At 39.6% G+C, this 20,191-nt stretch carries 16 protein-coding genes; 15 read left to right on the top strand and 1 reads right to left on the bottom strand.

What is annotated here, in order from left to right; all coding sequences use genetic code 11:
- Positions 1–189: 189 nt before the first annotated feature.
- The 11 genes from JNUCC23_RS18650 to JNUCC23_RS18600 all read left to right on the top strand — a co-directional run bounded on the left by JNUCC23_RS18650 (position 190) and on the right by JNUCC23_RS18600 (position 12,223).
- Positions 190–1,095, top strand: a complete 906-nt coding sequence (locus JNUCC23_RS18650) for a LysR family transcriptional regulator (RefSeq protein WP_454212949.1) — start codon at positions 190–192, stop codon at positions 1,093–1,095.
- Between the two features lie 144 nt (positions 1,096–1,239).
- Positions 1,240–2,259: an LLM class flavin-dependent oxidoreductase gene (locus JNUCC23_RS18645; protein WP_062175802.1), complete on the top strand. Its 1,020-nt coding sequence runs from the start codon at positions 1,240–1,242 to the stop codon at positions 2,257–2,259.
- Between the two features lie 69 nt (positions 2,260–2,328).
- Positions 2,329–2,598, top strand: a complete 270-nt coding sequence (locus JNUCC23_RS18640; protein WP_062175804.1) for a glutaredoxin family protein — start codon at positions 2,329–2,331, stop codon at positions 2,596–2,598.
- A gap of 66 nt (positions 2,599–2,664) precedes the next feature.
- Positions 2,665–3,999 (top strand): LLM class flavin-dependent oxidoreductase, encoded by a 1,335-nt coding sequence (locus JNUCC23_RS18635; protein ID WP_454212946.1) that lies wholly within the window; start codon positions 2,665–2,667, stop codon positions 3,997–3,999.
- 14 nt (positions 4,000–4,013) lie between these two features.
- Complete coding sequence (locus JNUCC23_RS18630; protein ID WP_454212944.1) at positions 4,014–5,663, top strand: ABC transporter substrate-binding protein; 1,650 nt, start codon at positions 4,014–4,016, stop codon at positions 5,661–5,663.
- 24 nt (positions 5,664–5,687) lie between these two features.
- Positions 5,688–6,620: an ABC transporter permease gene (locus JNUCC23_RS18625; protein ID WP_403068023.1), complete on the top strand. Its 933-nt coding sequence runs from the start codon at positions 5,688–5,690 to the stop codon at positions 6,618–6,620.
- A gap of 86 nt (positions 6,621–6,706) precedes the next feature.
- Complete coding sequence (locus JNUCC23_RS18620) at positions 6,707–7,588, top strand: ABC transporter permease (protein ID WP_062175810.1); 882 nt, start codon at positions 6,707–6,709, stop codon at positions 7,586–7,588.
- Between the two features lie 91 nt (positions 7,589–7,679).
- Complete coding sequence (locus JNUCC23_RS18615; protein WP_454212942.1) at positions 7,680–9,692, top strand: ABC transporter ATP-binding protein; 2,013 nt, start codon at positions 7,680–7,682, stop codon at positions 9,690–9,692.
- A gap of 257 nt (positions 9,693–9,949) precedes the next feature.
- Positions 9,950–10,990 (top strand): LLM class flavin-dependent oxidoreductase, encoded by a 1,041-nt coding sequence (locus JNUCC23_RS18610; RefSeq protein WP_403068032.1) that lies wholly within the window; start codon positions 9,950–9,952, stop codon positions 10,988–10,990.
- Between the two features lie 256 nt (positions 10,991–11,246).
- On the top strand, positions 11,247–11,417 hold the full coding sequence (locus tag JNUCC23_RS18605) for a hypothetical protein (protein WP_454212940.1): 171 nt from the start codon (positions 11,247–11,249) through the stop codon (positions 11,415–11,417).
- A gap of 191 nt (positions 11,418–11,608) precedes the next feature.
- Positions 11,609–12,223, top strand: coding sequence for a nitroreductase family protein (locus JNUCC23_RS18600; RefSeq protein WP_062175818.1), 615 nt, complete (start codon positions 11,609–11,611; stop codon positions 12,221–12,223).
- Between the two features lie 931 nt (positions 12,224–13,154).
- On the opposite strand, the gene JNUCC23_RS18595 is transcribed toward JNUCC23_RS18600, so the two are convergent.
- Positions 13,155–13,355 carry a hypothetical protein gene (locus tag JNUCC23_RS18595; protein ID WP_403068038.1) on the bottom strand — a complete coding sequence of 67 codons (201 nt, stop codon included), beginning with the start codon at positions 13,353–13,355 and terminating at the stop codon, positions 13,155–13,157.
- Positions 13,356–14,035: 680 nt separating this feature from the next.
- On the opposite strand from JNUCC23_RS18595, the gene JNUCC23_RS18590 reads away from it, so the two are divergent.
- The 4 genes from JNUCC23_RS18590 (at position 14,036) to JNUCC23_RS18575 (ending at position 20,191) form a co-directional block, all read left to right on the top strand.
- The gene (locus tag JNUCC23_RS18590; protein ID WP_062175825.1) at positions 14,036–14,905 is read left to right on the top strand and encodes a cation diffusion facilitator family transporter; all 870 of its coding nucleotides are present in this window, start codon (positions 14,036–14,038) and stop codon (positions 14,903–14,905) included.
- Between the two features lie 499 nt (positions 14,906–15,404).
- Positions 15,405–17,372, top strand: a complete 1,968-nt coding sequence (locus tag JNUCC23_RS18585) for a methyl-accepting chemotaxis protein (protein ID WP_454212937.1) — start codon at positions 15,405–15,407, stop codon at positions 17,370–17,372.
- Between the two features lie 813 nt (positions 17,373–18,185).
- Positions 18,186–19,187 carry an ABC transporter substrate-binding protein gene (locus JNUCC23_RS18580; protein ID WP_454212935.1) on the top strand — a complete coding sequence of 334 codons (1,002 nt, stop codon included), beginning with the start codon at positions 18,186–18,188 and terminating at the stop codon, positions 19,185–19,187.
- Positions 19,188–19,201: 14 nt separating this feature from the next.
- The gene (locus tag JNUCC23_RS18575; RefSeq protein WP_454212933.1) at positions 19,202–20,191 is read left to right on the top strand and encodes a FecCD family ABC transporter permease; all 990 of its coding nucleotides are present in this window, start codon (positions 19,202–19,204) and stop codon (positions 20,189–20,191) included.

Here is a 20,191-nt window from a genome sequence, read left to right as displayed (position 1 = left end):
TAGTAAATTATATGTCTAGACAAGAACAGACGATTTGGATAGGAATGCAAAAAAGGAAGGGGTAATCCGTAATATGGCCATTTTACCCAACCTCACTTCACCAAAATGATGAATCCGCATTGGCTTTTCTGAACGCTATAAGAGTATGGCATCTTTTTTGTCTGTACTTCGGGGAAAGGAGCTTAGAAAATGAACATTGACCACATTGAATCTTTCATGTATGTTGTCCATTTCAGTAGTATTCATAAAGCAGCAGAGGCGTTGTTTTTATCACAGCCAACGGTTACGGCACGGATTAAAACACTGGAGCGGGAATTAGACATCGAATTATTTGAACGACAAGGGCGAGGGATTGTCTTGACGGAAAAAGGGAAAGAATTCGTTCCGTTCGCTGAGCAGATTATCCATACACTTCAACAAGGGAAGAAGAAATTGAAAAAAGAAACGGATCAGGATGAGGTCGTTATTGGCGCTAATCTTATTACGTCCCAATATTTTATTCCATTTGCACTGCCACTCTGGAAAAAGGCTAATCCCGGTATTCGCTTTAAATTCATTTCAGCGTCTAATGATGCTTTGATGGATCAGCTGCTCCGGAAACAAATTGATGTGGCGTTTATGAAAGAAATCGCACACAATGCGCTGCAGCAAGAACCCCTTCTTGATAATTCCGTAAGACTCGTTGTAAAACCAGGCCATCCGCTTCAATCCTCTTCGAAATTGACCGTACAGCAATTAGCAGGTGAACCAATGGTATTTTTTGAATGTGGTGCGTTTAACTGGAACCTTGTTCACAAAATGTTTGAAGTGGCGAATATTGAACCGCGCATCGAATTTCAGGTCGATCATCTTGAGGTAACGAAATCACTGATTCAATCTGGCAATGGGATTGGTTTTTTACCTTATTTATGTATGAAAAAGGAGTTGGAGTCCGGCCAACTTGTAGAAATTAATGTGGATCACTTGCTGATGCTAAAACAACATATTCACGGAACATACTATGGGGCAGAAATTCCTTTTTTATGGGAAGACATTCTTTTATCTATCAAAAAGTTCAAAGAGAACGAATCTACACGAGTACTTCAACCAGATTGATAGATTTTTTGAATGAATCGAATAAATCTTTCTATCACTGGAAGTATTGCCTTTTGGCTGTTGGGGGTGGTAGGATATAGTTTAGAATCTGAATTAATTATTCCTACCTGAAAAATAGGTATTAGAAATAGGAGGAAAGCGCATATGGGGTATAAACTTGGTTTGCTAGATCAAAGTCCAATCCAAAAAGGAGCATCACCGTTTGAAGCTCTCCAGCAAACTGTACATCTCGCTCAAAAAGCGGAAGAATGGGGCTACTCACGTTTTTGGGTATCGGAGCATCATCACACGGAACAGTTGGCAGGTTCATCACCGGAAGTATTAATCTCCTATCTTCTTGCTCGAACAAATGCGATCCGTATTGGGTCAGGAGGAGTAATGCTTCAGCATTACAGCTCGTATAAAGTAGCTGAAAACTTTCATGTCCTTTCTACACTAGCTCCAGGACGGGTAGATCTCGGAATCGGAAAAGGACCAGGCGGCCTGCCGTTATCGTCAAAAGCACTTCAGTTTGGAACCGTGAATGATGGCGAAGATTTTGAAGAACGGCTCTCTTTTTTGAACCAATTGATTGAAAATTCGGTCGACGAAAACCATTCACTTGCTGGCATTCAGGCTTTACCGGTTCCGCCGGAGAAAACGGAAAATTATTTGCTTGGTGCAAGTGTAGAGAGCGCTAAATTAGCCGCTAAATATGGCTGGAATTTTGTGTTTGCTCGCTTCATTAACAGCGACATTTCCGTTCTTGAAGAAGCAGCCAATGCGTTTCATGCCAGAAACAAACGAGGGCGTCTTCTCGTATCGGTTGCCGTTATAGCTGCCCCTTCCAAGCCGGAAGCCGAACAGCTTGCTTTGGATCACAAATTGTTTAAAGTTCATCTCAAAAGCGGCCGCACGGTAACCGTTCAGTCGGCAAAACAAGCGGAGACGTTTGGTAGTCAAGCAGGTGAGCCATATGAAGTGTCTGAACAAGAGGCTAATATCATTGCCGGAACACCGGTATTTATTAAAGAAGAGTTAGCACATCTTCATAACACATATCAAGTGGATGAGTTTATTTTGCATTCACCGGTTCAAACAAAAGAAGAACGATTCCGGACGTTTCAATTATTAAGTCCGACATATTCTGAAGAGAAAAAGAATGAAGAAGAGTATATTTTGTAACAAAGCTGTTTGATAGCCCGAACGCTCATTTAAGAAATCAAGAATTTAAAGTTAGAGGAGGAATTTATTATGTCAAAATCATTAACTGTAGTTGTATGGTCAAAAGAAGGATGTCACTATTGTGCAGAGGTAAAACAATTTTTAGAAGAAAAACAGGTGGATTATCAAACCATTGATGTGACAAATCACGATGAACGACGTGATATTTTAGAAGCTAAATATGGTATTCGTCATGTGCCTGTAGTTGAAATTGGTCAGAATGGTATGTATGAAGGGGTTACAGAAATTGGAATCAATCATCTTGAAAAGGTGCTCGCTCCATATTTACAGACTAACTGATTTTTTTACGATTAAAGCTGACTAATTTTATAAGAATAATTATAATTAGCGAGAGGGGAAATGAAAATGTCCGAACAAAGAAAATTGAGATTTGGAACGATTATCCATGGCGTTGGTGGCAATATTTCAGGATGGAGACATCCAGAAGTTCAAGGAGATGCGAGTGTAAATTTTGAATTTTATAAGTATCAAGCACAGAAGTCAGAAGAAGCGAAATTTGATTTTGTTTTTATTGCAGATGGTTTGCATATTAATGAACAATCGATTCCCCATTTCTTAAATCGTTTTGAACCGATTTCGATTCTATCGGCTCTTGCTTCTGTTACTTCACGAATTGGTCTTGCCGGAACCCTGTCTACATCATATAGCGAACCGTTCAACGTTGCGCGGCAATTTTCTTCACTTGATCATATTAGTAAGGGACGTGCGGGATGGAATGTCGTGACATCGCCTCTGGAGAAAACGGCATTAAACTTCAGTAAAACGATTGAAGAACATCCAGATCACGCAAAACGGTACAAAATCGCTGCTGAATATATCCAAGTCACGAAAGGCTTATGGGATTCATGGGAAGATGATGCATTTGTCAGAAATAAAGAAACCGGTGTATTTTTTGATCCTGAAAAGCTCCATCAATTGAATCATAAAGGAGAATTCTTCTCTGTGGAGGGGCCGCTTAATAGTGCCCGTTCACAACAAGGGCGCCCAATCATTTTTCAAGCAGGTTCTTCGGAAGATGGTAAAAATCTTGCAGCCAAAGAAGCGGATGCTATATTTACACACCATCCTTCATTAGAAGAGGCTAAAGAATTTTATCAAGATGTCAAAAGTAGGGCGGCTGCTTTCGGACGGAATCCAGATGAGATTCTCATTTTGCCAGGGATCGGACCGATCGTCGGTAAAACGGAGGAAGAAGCGGAACAAAAATACCACGAAATTGCGAACTTGATGACAATCGATAAGGCACTCGCCTATTTGGGAAGATATTTTGAACATCATGATTTCTCTCAATATCCATTAGATGAACCGTTCCCGGAATTGGGTGCATTAGGACAAAATAGCTTTAAAAGTGGTACAGATCGAATTAAACAAGAGGCGAAAGAGCAGAATCTGACACTTCGTCAAGTTGCACTAAGGGAAGCGACACCGCGTACTCCGTTTATTGGAACACCGTCCAAGGTAGCGGATCTTATTCAAGAGTGGTTTGAAGCCGGAGGAGCGGATGGATTTATAATTTCTTCTAGCATTCCAAGCAATCTGACAGATTTTACTGATCATGTTGTGCCTATTCTGCAAAAACGAGGACTGTTCCGGACGGAATATGAGGCCGATACATTACGAGGTAATCTCGGTTTGCCATTCCCGATCAATAGGTATGTACAAGAATCAGTAAAAAAATAATGGGAGGGATTTAAGTGAAGAAATGGCCTACTTGGACAAAAACATTAACGGTTGCCACAGCTTTTTTGCTTCTCTTAGCGGGATGTTCCAATGGAGCAAGCACGAGTAACAGTGAAAATACAAGCGGGAAGGCTGGAACTAAAGAATCAACAGGTGGTGAGCTAACCTATGCATTGGCTACATCACCGGATACATTGGATCCACATCGAAGCGGACTCGCGGTGTCTGTCCGCGCATTTAGAACGATTTTCGATAGTCTCGTTGTGCAGAAAGCCGATAATACGATTCAACCTTGGCTTGCGACAGAATGGACAGTTTCAGAAGATGGAAAAAGTTATACCTTCAAATTACGTGAAGATGTAACCTTCCACGATGGGACACCATTTAATGCGGAAGCAGTGAAATATAACTATGACCGAATTATAGATCCGGAAACGAAAGCAGCAAACGCCTTGGCACTTATTCGTCCGTATAAATCGTCAGAAGTCATTGATGAATACACGATCAAAATTAATCTTGAAACACCTTCTGCTGCTTTTCTGAGCAATTTGAGTCAGGCGTTGCTTGGAATTGTGTCACCGACAGCAGCAAAGAAGGATGGAGATCAGTTCGGCAAACATCCAGTAGGTACGGGACCGTATAAGTTTGTCAGCTGGATAGAAAATGCAGATATTCAAGTCGAAAAAAATAATGATTACAAATGGGCACCTTCCATTGTAGAAAATGATGGAGCTCCATATCTAGATAAAATTACATTTAAAATCATTCCAGAAGAAGCAACGCGAATCGGCAGTGTACAAAGCGGCCAGGTCCTTGCAGTGGAAACAGTCCCACCACAAAATATTGTGTCTTTAAAAGATGATCCCAAAACTCAATTGCTTCAAGTAAATACACTCGGCTTACCGTATACACTCTTTTTTAATCAAAGAAATAAACCATGGAATGATGTAAACGTTCGAAAAGCAGTCCAGCTTGCAATCGATGTTGATTCGATTGTTAAAACATTGTATATGGGCACTTACGAACGAGCGTGGTCGCCTCTTTCACCGGGCATGTTAGGATACGATGAATCACTTGAAAATAGTGTGAAGCCGGACCTAGATAAAGCAAATAAACTGCTGGATGAACTCGGTTATGAAAAAGGGTCGGATGGCATTCGCGAAAAAGAAGGCAAAAAGCTTACTTTAAATTATGTTGATGGTTCTCCTAACCGTGAAAAAAGGAATGATATAGCCGTTATCATTCAGCAACAGTTAAAAGCGATCGGAATCGCAGTGGACATTAATATTACAAAAGATACAGCTACGGTTATCTATCAGAATGCGGATTACGATTTGTATGGAAACAGTCAAGTAAATAGTGATCCAAATTCACTGCTTGATATATACCATACATCAGATCCGGAAAAGGAAGCCGCGCGAAGAATGTTAGGTGGAGGCTCTGATCCAGAATTAGATAAATTGCTAGAACAAGGCACAATCGAACATGAGCCGGCAAAACGTGAAGAAATTTATAAAAAAGCGCAACAAATCATCATTGAAAAAGCAGTAATTATCCCCATTTACGTATTTCCATATACGGTAGCAGCATCTAAAAAAGTAAATGGCATAACATTCGATTCGTTAGGCTATCCGCTATTCAATGATGTACGTATTGGGCAATAAGAGAATGAAAAGGAGCTGGTATGTATGACATTAATCAGCAAAACGCTGGTGAGAATTGCAAATTCATTCGTATCGGTTTTAGGCTCCTTAATCCTTGTATTTTGTATCATCTATTTGCTTCCGGGGGATCCAGTACTTTCAATGATAGATCCCTCTGTCGCAACACCTGAAATGATCGAAAATTTGCGTAGGGAATTAGGGCTAGATCAACCGTTTTATGTGCAATTTGCTGAATACTTCACTGCCATTTTACATGGAGACTTTGGTCAATCCTTAATCAATAGTGATCCAGTCTTACCTAAAATTTTAATGCATTTTCCCGCTACACTTATTTTGACACTGACAAGTACCATTTTTTCGATAGTGATTGGGGTAACATTAGGTGTTCTATCCGCCATTTATCGCAATAAATGGATTGATATCTTGGCTCGTTTAGTTGGGTTGTTTGGTATTTCAATGCCAACATTTTGGTCTGGAATTTTACTTATACTGATTTTTTCTGTGAATTTGAACTGGCTTCCCGCGATGGGATCTGACGGCTGGAAAACCCTTGTATTGCCTTCTCTTGCTCTTGGTTTTGTTGGTGCGGGTTTAATAATCCGGATGGTACGAACGAGTATGCTAGAAGTGGTGAATGAGCAGTTTATCGTTACTCTTCGTGCCAAAGGGCTGTCGGAACGGGTGGTCATGTATCGTCATGCACTCCGAAATGCGCTCATTCCAGCCATTACGATTATTGGCATGAATATTGGCGAGATGATGGCTGGCACAGTCGTAATCGAAACGGTCTTTTCGAGACAGGGAATTGGGCGAATTATCGCGGATGCGATTATGGCAAAAGATTTACCTGTTATTCAAGGAGTGATATTTTTCAGTGCGATTGTCTACGTCATTATTAATCTTTTAGTTGATTTATCGTACTCAGTCATCGATCCAAGGGTACGAAGATCTCATTAAATCCTTGAAAGTGCGTGTTTATCCCGCATTAACGGGCAGTAAACCCCCACTGATGGGAGTTTTACTTGATAAAGGAGTGGCATTGGATGAAAGAGGCAGTTAATTCCAAAACGATATGGAACGCCCCGAAATGGAATTTAATCAAGCTTAAAATAAACTTGTCGGCTTCGAATTTATTCGTTTATGTAGCAGGAATGATTGTGCTGTTTATCGTGGCGTGCGCGCTATTTCCGCAGTGGATCGCACCATATTCGCCTACGTATATGCATACAGAATTTATTTTAAGTCCTCCTAGTACATTACACTTACTAGGGACGGATTATTTTGGCAGAGATGTGCTTAGTCTTGTTGTGTATGGAAGCCGAGATTCTTTAATTATTGGCGTTGTGTCCGTTTTGATTGGAGGGGGAATTGGCGGAGGATTGGGCGCGTTAGCCGGTTATGTTGGAGGCGTGGTGGATATGATCTTCATGCGCTTTACTGACATATTGATGACGATTCCGGGTATCCTGCTCGCTTTAGCCATTGCGGCTGCTCTTGGACCGAGTTTAATGAACGTTGTCTTAGCGGTTGCTGTCTCTTCAATTCCGGGATATACGCGGGTAATGCGGGGACAAATGATGAGTATAAAAAAACGGCAATTTGTGGCGGCATCCCGTTCCATTGGTACTCCCAATTGGCGCATTCTAATCTGGCATATCCTGCCGAATTCCTGGTCCCCGCTGCTTGTCATGGCAACGATTGGCCTAGGCACTTCCATATTGGTTGGTTCAGGTTTAAGCTTTCTTGGATTGGGTGTGATTAAGGAAATTCCAGACTGGGGAGCCTTGCTCGCTCAAGGAAGAGGGTATTTAACAACAGGATGGTGGATTTCGACATTTCCTGGTCTGGCTATTACACTTTTTGTCCTTTCCGTAAATATAATTGGTGACAAACTTCGGGATATGTATGACCCGAAAACGAAGTAGAGTAGATTGATGAAGTGTAACGAACCATCAGTAAGGGTTCTCTTTATCCCTCGCTGATGGTTCGTTACACTGGGATAAAGGAGGGATGCAGATGTCACAATTGCTAGACATACAGCAGCTGAAAGTCGACTTTACAACAAAAGACGGCTATCTAACAGCTATCCGGGATGTTTCTTTTCAAATTAAAGCTGGGGAAACGGTCTGCATTGTCGGAGAATCTGGAAGTGGAAAAACGGTCGCATCCAAATCAATTATGCGATTGATTGATTATGAAAATGGGAAAATAGCAGATGGGAATATTAGACTGAATAATGTGGACTTGACGCAACTTTCTCAAAGAGAGCTGCGTGCCATACGTGGTAAAAAGATGGCGATGATTTTTCAAGAACCGATGGCGGCTTTTGATCCAGTGTTTACGATTGGTAGCCAAATTATTGAAACAATCCTAGCACACAAACAATCGAACAAGGAAAAAGCCAGAGAACGTGCCATTTATTTACTACAGCGTGTCGGTATATCGGACGCAGAATTACGGTTAAAGCAATATCCGAATGAGTTATCTGGAGGCATGCTGCAACGTGCAATGATTGCGATGGCACTTGCTTTGGGACCTGATTTACTGATTGCGGATGAGCCAACAACCGCATTAGATGTTACAATTCAATCCCAAATCTTACAATTACTTCAAGAATTAAAAACAGAGTTTGGCATGTCGATCTTATTGATTACCCATGATATGGGAATTGCAGCTGAGGTGGCAGACCGAATTATTGTGATGTATGCAGGTGGTATTGTTGAACAGGCAACGACATTACAACTATTTGAATTGCCACATCATCCATATACACATGGACTGCTTCAGTCTGTTACCACAATCGACAGTGATCGGAGTAAAGAGCTATTTTCAATTAAAGGCTCGATTCCAGGGTTATCGGATTTGCCATCCGGATGCCGGTTCCATCCTCGCTGCCCGTATGCGACAGAGCGTTGCTTAAACGAAGCACCTCCCTTGTTAGATGTAAATAATCGGAAGTCAGCTTGCTGGTATTCAGAGGAATTAGTAAAGTCTGACAGTTGGAAGAAGCCTACTTTACAGACTACATCTGGCTCACAGCGTCCTCAGAAAAAGGAGCAGTCTCGTGAAAAGTTGTTTACGGTTCAAGAACTTAGTAAATTTTATCCACTAGGTAATCGTACATTCTCAGGGACTTCATCCTTCGTTAGAGCAGTGGACAACGTGTCTTTTACCATTGAAAAAGGGGAAACATTTGGCCTTGTGGGGGAATCTGGAAGTGGGAAATCGACATTAGGACGTGTTCTTTTACAGTTAGAGAAAGCGTCTGGTGGGAAAGTTTTATTTCAGGATCAAGATCTTTCGAAGTTAAGTAATAAAGACTTGCGAGAGACACGAAAGCATATGCAAATGATTTATCAGGATCCATATGGTTCTGTCAATCCTCGCTGGAAAGTTGGCGACATTATTGGCGAACCACTGCAAGTTCACCAATCGTTAAATAAAAAGGAAAAACGAATTAGAGTGCAAGAGCTCCTAGAGGCTGTTGGATTAAATAAAAACAGCTCGGAGCGCTATCCACATGAATTTTCAGGCGGTCAGCGACAGCGGGTTGCGATTGCCAGGGCAATTGCGCTCAATCCTCAATTTATTTTAGCGGATGAAGCTGTTTCTGCACTAGACGTATCTGTTCAGGCACAAATTGTAAACTTGATGCAGGAGTTACAAGATGACCTTGATTTGACCTATTTATTTATTGCGCATGGCTTAAATATTGTCCGTCATATTTCAGATCGTATTGGGGTGATGTATTTAGGTCAGTTGGTTGAAATTGCTCCGAGCGAAGAGTTATTTAAACATCCTGCTCATCATTATACGAAGGGGCTTATCGGTTCAATCCCGATTGCTGATCCAAGGCATCAAAGAGAGCTAATTTCGATACATGGGGAAATTCCATCCCCTGCAAGCCCTCCGTCAGGCTGCCGTTTTCATACGCGTTGTCCAGCAGCAACGGCTCGTTGTCGGGAAGAACAGCCCTTATTCCATGAAATAGATAGTGGGCATTGGGCTGCCTGTCATTATCCTGCGTAATCAATATACAGGGACGATTGGAAAATAGGGAGCTTTTCCAGATAAAGTGCGTGTTCAAAAAGGAGGATAAAAAGAGCCGAGAAGTTCGAGGAGCGCATCTCGAGAACCTTTCGCGTATGTAGTAATACGTGAGGACCGGAGAGACAGAGCTTTGATGCAATTCGCAAGCTTTTTTACGGGACTTTTTGAACATCCACTTAAAGTTGGAAAGTTCTTTTTTACAATTAAGTCTTTATGATATGTGGAGGTCTTTGTAGATGAAATTTGTTTTGTTTAACCTTGTGAGCAATCACCCAAACGGTGTAACTGGAGAAATATTGACTACACAGCAAAAATTTCAACAAATATTAAATCAAGCTATTTTAGCTGAAGAGCTGGGCTTTGATGGGTATGGTGTGGGAGAGCGGCATGGTGCGCCATTCCTATCCTCATCACCAGTAGTAATTCTTACTGCGATCGCAGCCAAGACTTCAAGAATTCGCTTGTTGACTACGGTAACAGTTCTAAGCGTGCTTGATCCAGTGCGCGTTGCTGAGGACTATGCCACACTTGATCATCTCTCAGGTGGGCGACTAGATATGATCATCGGTAAAGGCAATGACCCGCGGCATTACCCGCTCTTTGGCATTACCGAAGAGGAGCAATGGGAATCCCTTGCTGAACGATATGAACTTCTTAAGCGCTTGTGGAATGAGGAGAATGTCACTTGGAAAGGGAAATATCGCCCACCATTAAACAACGTAACTACACAGCCGAGACCGTTTCAACAGCATATCCCGGTATGGCATGGTAGCGCGTCAAGCAAGGTCTCTACAGAGCTTGCAGCGAAATATGGTGAACCCATATTCTCATCGAACACCTTTCATCCAAGGGCCAAGTACAAAGAGCTGATTGATCATTATCGCGATCGCTTTGCTTATTATGGTCATGATCCTAAAGACGCAGTTGTCGGATCTGGTGCTGGAGGTTTGTATTTGGCAAATACAACGGAAGAAGCAATGAAACGTTATCGTCCATATTATGACGTTTTTAATGGCACAGATGCAGCGAAGTTCAATCAATCACCCTTTAAAGATCTTGAAGACAATGTTAAGAACGGACCTGCTCTAGTAGGGAGCGCTGATCAAGTAATTGAGAAGATCTTAAAGTACCATGAGGCTTATGGACATCAAGTGCAAAGTATCAGTATAGATGGGTTAAGTGAAGAAGAGCAAAGAGAGCAGCTCGAGCGATTCACTACTGACGTTATGCCAGTGCTAAAACGCGAGATACCTAGCATTATATGGGCAGAAAAATAGAGAGGGGTGAGAATTTTCCTCTAATGAACTTTTTATACAACAAATTTAGGGGGAATTCATCGTGAAAAATAAAAATGTAAACGCAATGGGACTTTTATCTGATGATAGAAAAGAGCGAGTATCTTAATTTACCTGAATTGCTTTTTTTCAATGGTGCTATCACCAGTACGGAGTAAATAAAGGCATTTATAATACGATTGATAACTGTTTATATGAATTTGAAGTTATCCATATTCTTTCAAGAAGAGTACATCTCTTGGCATTCCTAAGATTCGTCAAAGAAGCAGGAGCAAGCATTGATCAACATAAAGCTATTCGATTTGGAAATGGGGGACTTATAGGTAAGCTCCAAGAATTTGTAAGTATAGAAGTAAAAGCGGTATCTCCTGATAATCATCGAATATGGAACCAATTGATCGGGGTATGAGCAGAGTAACGAAACAACGCATTTACATTCCATTTCTGTTTGGTGAATCTTTCGAATGCGCTTTCTCCCCAGAAAAGGGGAGATAAAAATGTTTACTCTTATATATTTTCTGCCTTAATATTTTAAAGAGTTACTAGAAATAGATTATGATGGAATAGTTAGTAAATTATTTAGGGAAATGAGGTTATGTAATGAGTTTAACTGTTAATCCTGTTGAGAATCTCACAACTGAAGTTGAAGAACACCGTAAAGCAGAACATTCTGTTAGTCCCTTATTCTTAAATCGTTGGTCACCAAGATCATATTCTGAACGTAAAGTTTCAGATGAGGATTTGACAAGTATTCTTGAGGCAGCACGTTGGGCACCATCCGCCTTTAACGATCAGCCTTGGCGTTTTTTTGTAGCGAAAACGGAATCACAATTGAAAGTCTTTCATGAATTTTTATCACCATTCAATCGCATCTGGGCAGAAAAGGCTCCGGTACTTATATTGATTGCATCAATGAAAAATAGAGACAACGGCGATCCAAATGGATCTCATGCATTCGATACAGGTGCAGCTTGGGGGAATTTAGCAATCCAAGCAACAATGCTTGGATTGAGCACACATGCAATGACAGGGTTTGATAAAGAAAAAGCTCGGCAATTATTAAATGTTCCAGAAGAATTAGATATTCAAGCCGTCATTTCAGTAGGCTATCGTGGAGAAAAAGAAGCGCTTGATGAGAAATTACAAGAACGTGAAAACCCTAGTAGTAGAAAACCATTACAAGAGGTTATTTTTGAAGGAACTAAAAATGCATAACCGGAAGATGATTTCAAAATAAAGGCTATCATTGTCGGATAAAATAAGCTACTTAGTGTATAGATTTATTAAAGTATGTACACGTGAGAGGTGGAGGAGAGTGTCTCAAAAGGGTCAGAACCCAATGAGTCACCCTTCTCATTTTTATTCATATCGAATGTCATTGGATATTTTTTTAAAATGGTTTGGTTTAATATGTGGATGAAATTATTGTTCCAGATCTGGAAGAATTACCACTTGGAAAAGAGTTATCTCGCATGAACGGGTAAAGGAAGTGAAAGGAAATGACTATTTCATTTATAAATGTGTTATTTCACGGTGACGAATCAAAGTTGAGTTCACTAGCTGCAGAAGCAGTATATAAACAAAGCCCAGAAAGTTATTGGACATAGCAAATACTATTCCTGACATTAATTACAAGGAGATATAGAGAACCAAACGGAGCTGGAAGAAGTAGAGAAAGACTCAAATTGAGTAAAAGAGTTTAAAGTACAATTTATACCTAGTATCATGGTGAATGGTACGATGTTAGAAGATCCTTTTGACTATGAAAAAATTAAAATCCTTATAGACCAAGAGTTAGAGGAAAGTAAATGATGAAAGAAGTAGCAAAAGGTTTAATTAATAAACAGTTATTTCTTATTACGGGAAGAAAAAGGCTAGTGTTATTTCGAATTATCACCTAAACAGAAATTTTTATTATGATAAATATTTAGAATCTATGGTTAGTGTGTTCATTTTAAAGGATAGTCTGTCGGTAGCCGTGCTAGACATTCTAATCGTGTTCTGGCACCTTCCCTTGTGCTGGGAAGAACAAGTACAAGTGAAAGGATAGTCGTAATGTCCCCGTGTTTGCCCTCTGCAAATTATTAGTGCTGCAAAACCCACCTCGGCAATGGTCTGAAGTGGATTTTTAGCAGTTCAATATTTTTCAATTATCTGGTTTTGGATCCACACGATCAACATCACGTTTCGAAAGAAAATAGGTCAGGACGCCTGATAAGAGTGCCCCTCCTGCGATAATCAGTATACGCGTTTGAAGCTGTATCGCTGAATAATCTTTTCCAAGTTTCCAAGTCGCTAAGATCGTAACACCAATCATAACCAGTATAACAAGGTTGAATCGTTTCATAATGCCACCACCTTTATTAAATCACTTCCAGTATTGTATCACATCCCTCCTTGTCCGCATCCACCTTCGATGTCGATTATTTTGCCAGTGGCACTGACGGGGTAACTGAATAACGGTTCCCCTCAACGCTACTGGCATTTGAGTGAGTTCGCTTAATGTCAGATATGCCATTGATTTCATAACTATCCCATTTTTAGCTTGAACGTAATTAGTGTGTGTATGGTTCTTGTGAAAAAATTTAATAATGAAAAAGGGCAATTTCGATTTGAATTGTTTTTTTCTTATAGAAGATAGGGTTATGTATGTGTTTAATAATATAAAAAAGTTTCAATAATCGGGCGCATATCCTGTCTAAGGATTAGCGTCCTTTTTTTGCATGAAAGGACCATTTAATAGAATAAGACTCTCGAACAAAATTAGAAATTTATATTAATGTTAGAATGGCGTTTGGGGATTTGTCCTTCAATTATAGTGGCTAGATAGTGTGGTATTAGATAAATTGACAGTACAGACTAGTAAGTATTAAATCGTTCTAATAAGGTAAATTAGTAGAAAGTTTTTTCCTTATGCAACTTACTTGTAGAGTGCTTACTTGTATAAAACTATACAAAAAGATTGCTCTAGACCCACCCATATTTTAGTTGTTATCATAGTCAGGTGCTTAATGGGGGGCAATGAGAATGGAAGAACAAAAGTATAATGATCTTAAATTAGGCGAACGTGGAGCAATCATTAGTATTATTGCGTACATATGTCTTTCTATCATAAAATTAGTTATTGGATATATGAGTGACTCGGCTGCTTTGAAAGCAGATGGTCTAAACAATACAACCGATATCATTGCATCTATTGCTGTACTCATCGGACTCAGACTTTCACAAAGACCACCTGATAAAGATCACGGGTATGGACATTGGAAAAGTGAAACCATTGCATCAATGGTCGCTTCTTTTATTATGGTAGCAGTAGGTCTACAAGTGTTGATTGATGCTATCACCTCTATGTTTCAAGGAGTAAAGGAGTCACCTGATATTATGGCAGCTTATGTAGGTGTTTTTTCTGCATTAGCCATGTATTTTGTATATCGTTACAACAAAAAATTAGCTATTAAAATTAATAGCAAAGCCGTTATGGCAGCGGCAAAGGATAACATTTCAGATGCTTGGGTGAGTATAGGAACAGCAGTAGGTATATTCGGTTCTCAATTAAATATGCCTTGGCTTGATACGATAACTGCCATTATTGTAGGACTAATAATATGTAAAACAGCTTGGGATATCTTTAAACAAGCTTCTCATGAACTTTCAGATGGATTTGATGAAAATAAGATTCAACTTTATCAGGATGTAATCACAAAAGTGGATGGAGTGAAAGGCATAAAAGAAATTAAAGGGAGAAATTACGGGAATAATGAAGTAATAGATGTTGTGATCCTTGTTAATTCTACGTTAGATATTAAAGAGGCTCATGATATAGCTACCCACGTTGAAAAAGTCATGATAAAAGATTATGGAGTATACGATGTGCATGTCCATGTAGAGCCAAATTAGCTAACAATTTAATGTTAGCTTGTTTTACTTCTAATTATAGCTTTTTCCTTGTTCAACTATCGAGCGCGATTCTTCAATAAAGAAGGTCGCTTTTTTCTTATTCAGTAACCTGCCCTTCGTTGAACCTTAGTCCGTGCTGTCGATTGATCGAAGCGTTTGCTGCGATCTTAGCGACAGTAGAACGGGACTAACAATCAGTGGGGATGAAGAACCCCCACTGATTGAGGTTTCACTTTATTCTTATATCTCACATTTCGCCTCAAAGGGTGCGAAATGTGAGTTCTTAGGAGTCTGCAATGCAGGCTCTTTTGTTTTTGCCTTAAAGAAGTAGAGTGACAATTCTTTAATTTAATTGGAATGAACCGATAAATAGACTAGTGATAAATTAGGTGAACATTCGTTCATTCCAATATTTTGTAAAAGTATCGACTTCAGATTCTTGTGAATAGATACTATTTCCAGACATCGTTACAAAAAATGAGTAGAAAGAGGCCATGCAATGCGTAATTTTTTTAAGAATTTTAAGACTAGGTTATTCTTTTTCTTTGCTGTTATTTTAATCATACCGGCTTTAATTGTGGGATCATTAGCTTATTTATCGGCCAGTAAGGCACTTCAAGAAAATATTATAAACAGTGCTGCTGAGAATATTAATCTATTGGATTCAATCATTGATAGTACCATTAATCCAAAAATACATGATGTGACTTCTTTTTCAGAATCCGTTACGTCCAGCTTATTTGAGGGGAAAAGCAGTCCGAAATTAAGAGAACAATTTACTCAATATACTAACTTGCATCCGGAAGTTTTAAGTATTTATATTGGGAAAAAAGATGGATTGTTTATTCAGGAACCACAAGTAACGACGGCCTCGGATTATGATCCCCGAGCAAGAGATTGGTATAAAGATGCCATAGAACGTAAAGGGGAAGTTCTTATTACCGAGCCATATATGGATGCTGGAACAAATGATCCGATAGTAACCGTTGCTAAGGAGCTAAAAGATGGTTCTGGAGTTGCGGCAATCGACATTAAAATCACCTATTTACAAAAGTTAACGAATGAAGTCAAAATCGGGAAAGAAGGGTATGCTTTTCTTCTAGATGGGAATAAGCAGTATATCTCACACCCAACAGAAGAAAGTGGATTTGCAGTCAAAGAAAGCTTCTATGATATGTTGTACAAAAATGAATCGGGTACATTTTCATATCAATTAGATGGCCAAGATAAGACAATGGTTTATTCGACCAATCAAGTGACAGGGTGGAAACTCGCCGGAACGATGTATGTATCAGAAATCGGGGAGTCCACTGCTCCAATTTTTAATTATACTTTAACCGTTTTAATGATCGCCATCATTATAGGGGCGGTGATTGTTTATTTTGTCGTGCAATCGATCATCAAACCAATTAAAAAATTAAAAGAAAGCGCGATAAATGTAAGTAAAGGGGATTTAACGGAGCAGATTGAAATAAAGTCTAGTGATGAAATAGGGCAATTAGGGGATGCGTTTAATGAAATGCAGAAAAGCCTTCGAACCCTCATTCAAAAAGTCGAGTTTAGTTCAGAACAGCTTGCTGCATCGGCAGAAGAATTAACAGCAAATGCGGAACAAACCGGGGCTGCTACCGAACAAGTCGCCATTTCGATTCAAGAAGTCTCGAGCAGTGCAGAGAAACAAACAAGTGGCGTGGATCGAAATGCCGAATCCTTGAATGAGCTTACGCAAGGAATAGCAAATATTGCCGAAAGCTCATCCAATGTTGCCGAACTGTCCTTACAAACAACCATGCAAGCGGAGGAAGGCGGAAAGGCTGTTCAAAATACGAAGGAACAAATGAATTCGATTCATAAATCGGTTACGGAATCAAACGCAATAATAGAATCACTGTATGAACGCTCTCAAGAAATTTCGTCCATTTTGGATGTAATTACAGAAATTGCCGATCAGACAAATCTTCTTTCTTTAAATGCAGCTATTGAATCAGCGAGAGCCGGGGAACATGGCAAAGGATTTGCAGTAGTAGCTGATGAAGTGAAGAAGCTTGCTAATCAATCTCAAAGCTCTGCGAAACAAATATCTGATTTAATCCAAGATATTCAAATGGATACATTGGATTCGGTTCACAAGATGGCTAAGGTTACAAATGATGTAGGAAATGGATTAACGATATCAGACGAAGCTTTTGAGAAATTCGAAGTCATTTTAAATAGTATGAAAGAAATAACTCCCCATATGGAGGAAGTTTCCGCTACGGCAGAGCAGATGTCTGCTGGAGTTCAAGAGGTTAGCTCGATAGCGAATGAACTTGCTTTCTTAGCAAAAGGAAATGCGGCAACATCAGAAGAAGTAGCAGCCTCAACAGAGGAACAGCTAGCTTCCATGGAAGAGATTTCTGCATCGGCGAAATCACTTTCTCTGATGGCTGAGGAGTTAAAAGAATTAATAGCGGTGTTTAAGTATTAAATGGAATGAATAGGACCAATGACGGTTTTTCGAATGTGCTAATGATGGGTCCATTGAAAAAAACGATTTCTACATTGTGTAGGAATCGTTTTTTTGGGGGTGTGAAAAAATTTAGTTATTGTTTCTTTTACAGATTTTTCCGAACGAGAAAGCCCACTTCTTCAGAGGTGGGATGGTAGTGAAGTCGAAACAGGCATGTCTTTAGACTTGTTCATGTTTCGATTTTTTGTGCTTTAAGCGAACGTATCATCCGGAAATAGAGTGTATGTTCTATATAATTGAATTATGGAGTTATTTAAATAATAAGTAAGGGGGAAAACACGGTGTTTCTGACTCATTCATTAGAAAAACAAACGTGCCGCCATACCTAATCTTTCAAAAGAAGGTTAAAAAAACTGTAACTACGCTGAGATCGTTTGGAGAAACGGAGCCTACTGGCTTTGTTATTCTGTATCTGTACCAGAAAAAGATACATCATCGTATGCTTTTAAAGCGGCGGGTGGCGATTTAGGTGAAACTCACTTCGTAACTGTAGCGACCGAGGATCAAGCATTAGTAGTTTAGGATCGAGTGATATGAGGAATAACTTTAATCTGTTAAAGTGTCGGGGCGAAATAGGGTTGATCCTTAGATCTGTAAGGGATTGGGGGAGGAAATGAGAATGTTAAAGGGTTACAGTAAATAGAATCAAAAACGTGTTGACAAATGATAATGATATCCATTATCATTGAACTGGTAATGAATATCATTATCAATGGTGGAGGGTATACATAGTCTTAACGCAGTTCACATAAAAGTTCAGGAGGATACATGTTGAAGAAATCTTATTTAATTCTATTTGTTGCATGTTTTATGTTAATGGCAGCATGCTCGTCCAATTCAGCAGAGGATGCTAATAAAAAGGATGAAGTAGCAAAAGCTGAGAATCAAGAATCTAGTAAAAAAGCAAAAGCTGACGATACTTATAGTTTGGAGAACGATGGTGTCAATAACGCAGAATTAAAGAACGCGCTTAACGATTTTCCAAAGGAAGTGCCTGAGCGTGTAATAACGACTTCGGTTCCGTTAACAGAGATGTTGTATTTGCTTGGAGTAACACCAGTTGGCGTACCAACTTCTACTAACCCTATTCCAGAAGCCTTTGACTCTATTGAGAAAATTGGTTCTCCGATGTCTCCAGATCTTGAAGCAGTTGTAAATCTTAAGCCTGATTTACTACTTGGATCGGAAGCGCTTCGCAGTACATTGGATAAAAGTGTAGAGGGCATGGATTTAAAAACAGCTTACTTACCAACGGATTCTTTTGATGATTTAAAACTGAGCTTTAAAACATTGGGAACTTATTTCAACAGAACAAAAGAAATGAATGAAGTATTAAGTTCATTATTGAACAAGGAAAACGAGTTGATTGCTCAATCAAAAGGAAAAGATTTACCAAGTGTTATGCTGATGATGGGAACTTCTGATTCATTTATGGTTATGAGTGAAGGTTCTTATGTAGGGAGCTTAGTGAAGAAGCTAGGTGCTGATAATATTGCAACTTCTGCTCTAAAGGTTAAAGAAACATATTCACCTCTTAATATGGAGGATGTTGTAGTTGCTGATCCAGACATTATTTTTGTATTGGCTTCAGGTGATCATGGGGCATCCGAAGATATGTTTCAAAAGGAAGTGAAGAGCAATGATACATGGACTAAACTTTCTGCATATAAAAATGATAATGTCCATATTCTAGATTACGAAACTTTCGGCGTTACTTCGATTAAAAATGCGGAGAAAGCGTTAACTGAAATAGCAAACTATTTTTATAAGTAAATGAGGTTTTTCAAGTGATTAGTAAATCTAGAAGCCGAACAATCGTAATCATTACGTTCCTGTGTATGATTGCTTCGGGTATCATCGCCATTGGATTGGGCAGTGTAACTATTCCTGTCCCGGAAATATTAAAAACGATCTTTAGTTCTTCGACTACTGATGTGCATGATACGATCATTTGGGATATTCGTTTGCCACGTGTTCTTTTAGCCATGATTATAGGTGCAAACATCGCAATTTCAGGAGCCCTACTGCAAGCTGTTATGGGCAATCCACTAGCAGATCCGGGTTTAACGGGTGTGACTAGTGGGGCAGCAGTTTGTGTACTTCTTATTATGCTTGCTGCTCCAGAATATACGCAATTCATTCCGATTGCGGCTTTTGTAGGAGGGGTATTTGCTGCGACGATTGTCTATGCTCTTGCATGGAGAAAAAATGGTATTTCACCAATTACTATTATTTTGTCTGGAGTTGCAGTGAATGCGTTATGCGGAGGGGTTATAGGCTACCTGTCTATTATTTATAGTGATCGACTTCCTTCTGCAGTTCAGTGGCTTAATGGTAGTTTAGCAGCGAAGGGCAATAATGCTTTATTCATGGTCTTCCCGTATGCAATTGTTGGATGGATTCTATCTTTCTTTGCTATACGTAAGGTAAACATTATTAAACTTGGTGATCAAGTTGCATCGAATCTTGGTGAGAATGTTCATAGAATCCGTATTGTACTGTCTTTATTAGCAGTATTTTTAGCAGCTATTTCAGTGGCAGCAATAGGGATGATTGGCTTTGTCGGTCTCATAGTGCCACATATGGCCAGGTTGCTAGTCGGGTCTGATTATAAATATTTATTACCCATGAGTATGGCGCTTGGAGCACTTGTGTTGTTACTTGCGGATACGGGCGGAAGAACTTTATTCGCACCATTGGAAGTACCGGCTGGCATCTTAATGGCGGTAATAGGGGGACCATACTTTTTATATTTAATGAGGAGGAGGACATTCTAA

It is taken from the genome of Peribacillus sp. JNUCC 23, assembly GCF_053653995.1.
Note: the sequence above shows the minus strand (reverse complement) of the source record. Positions and strands in the feature narration are given on the sequence as shown.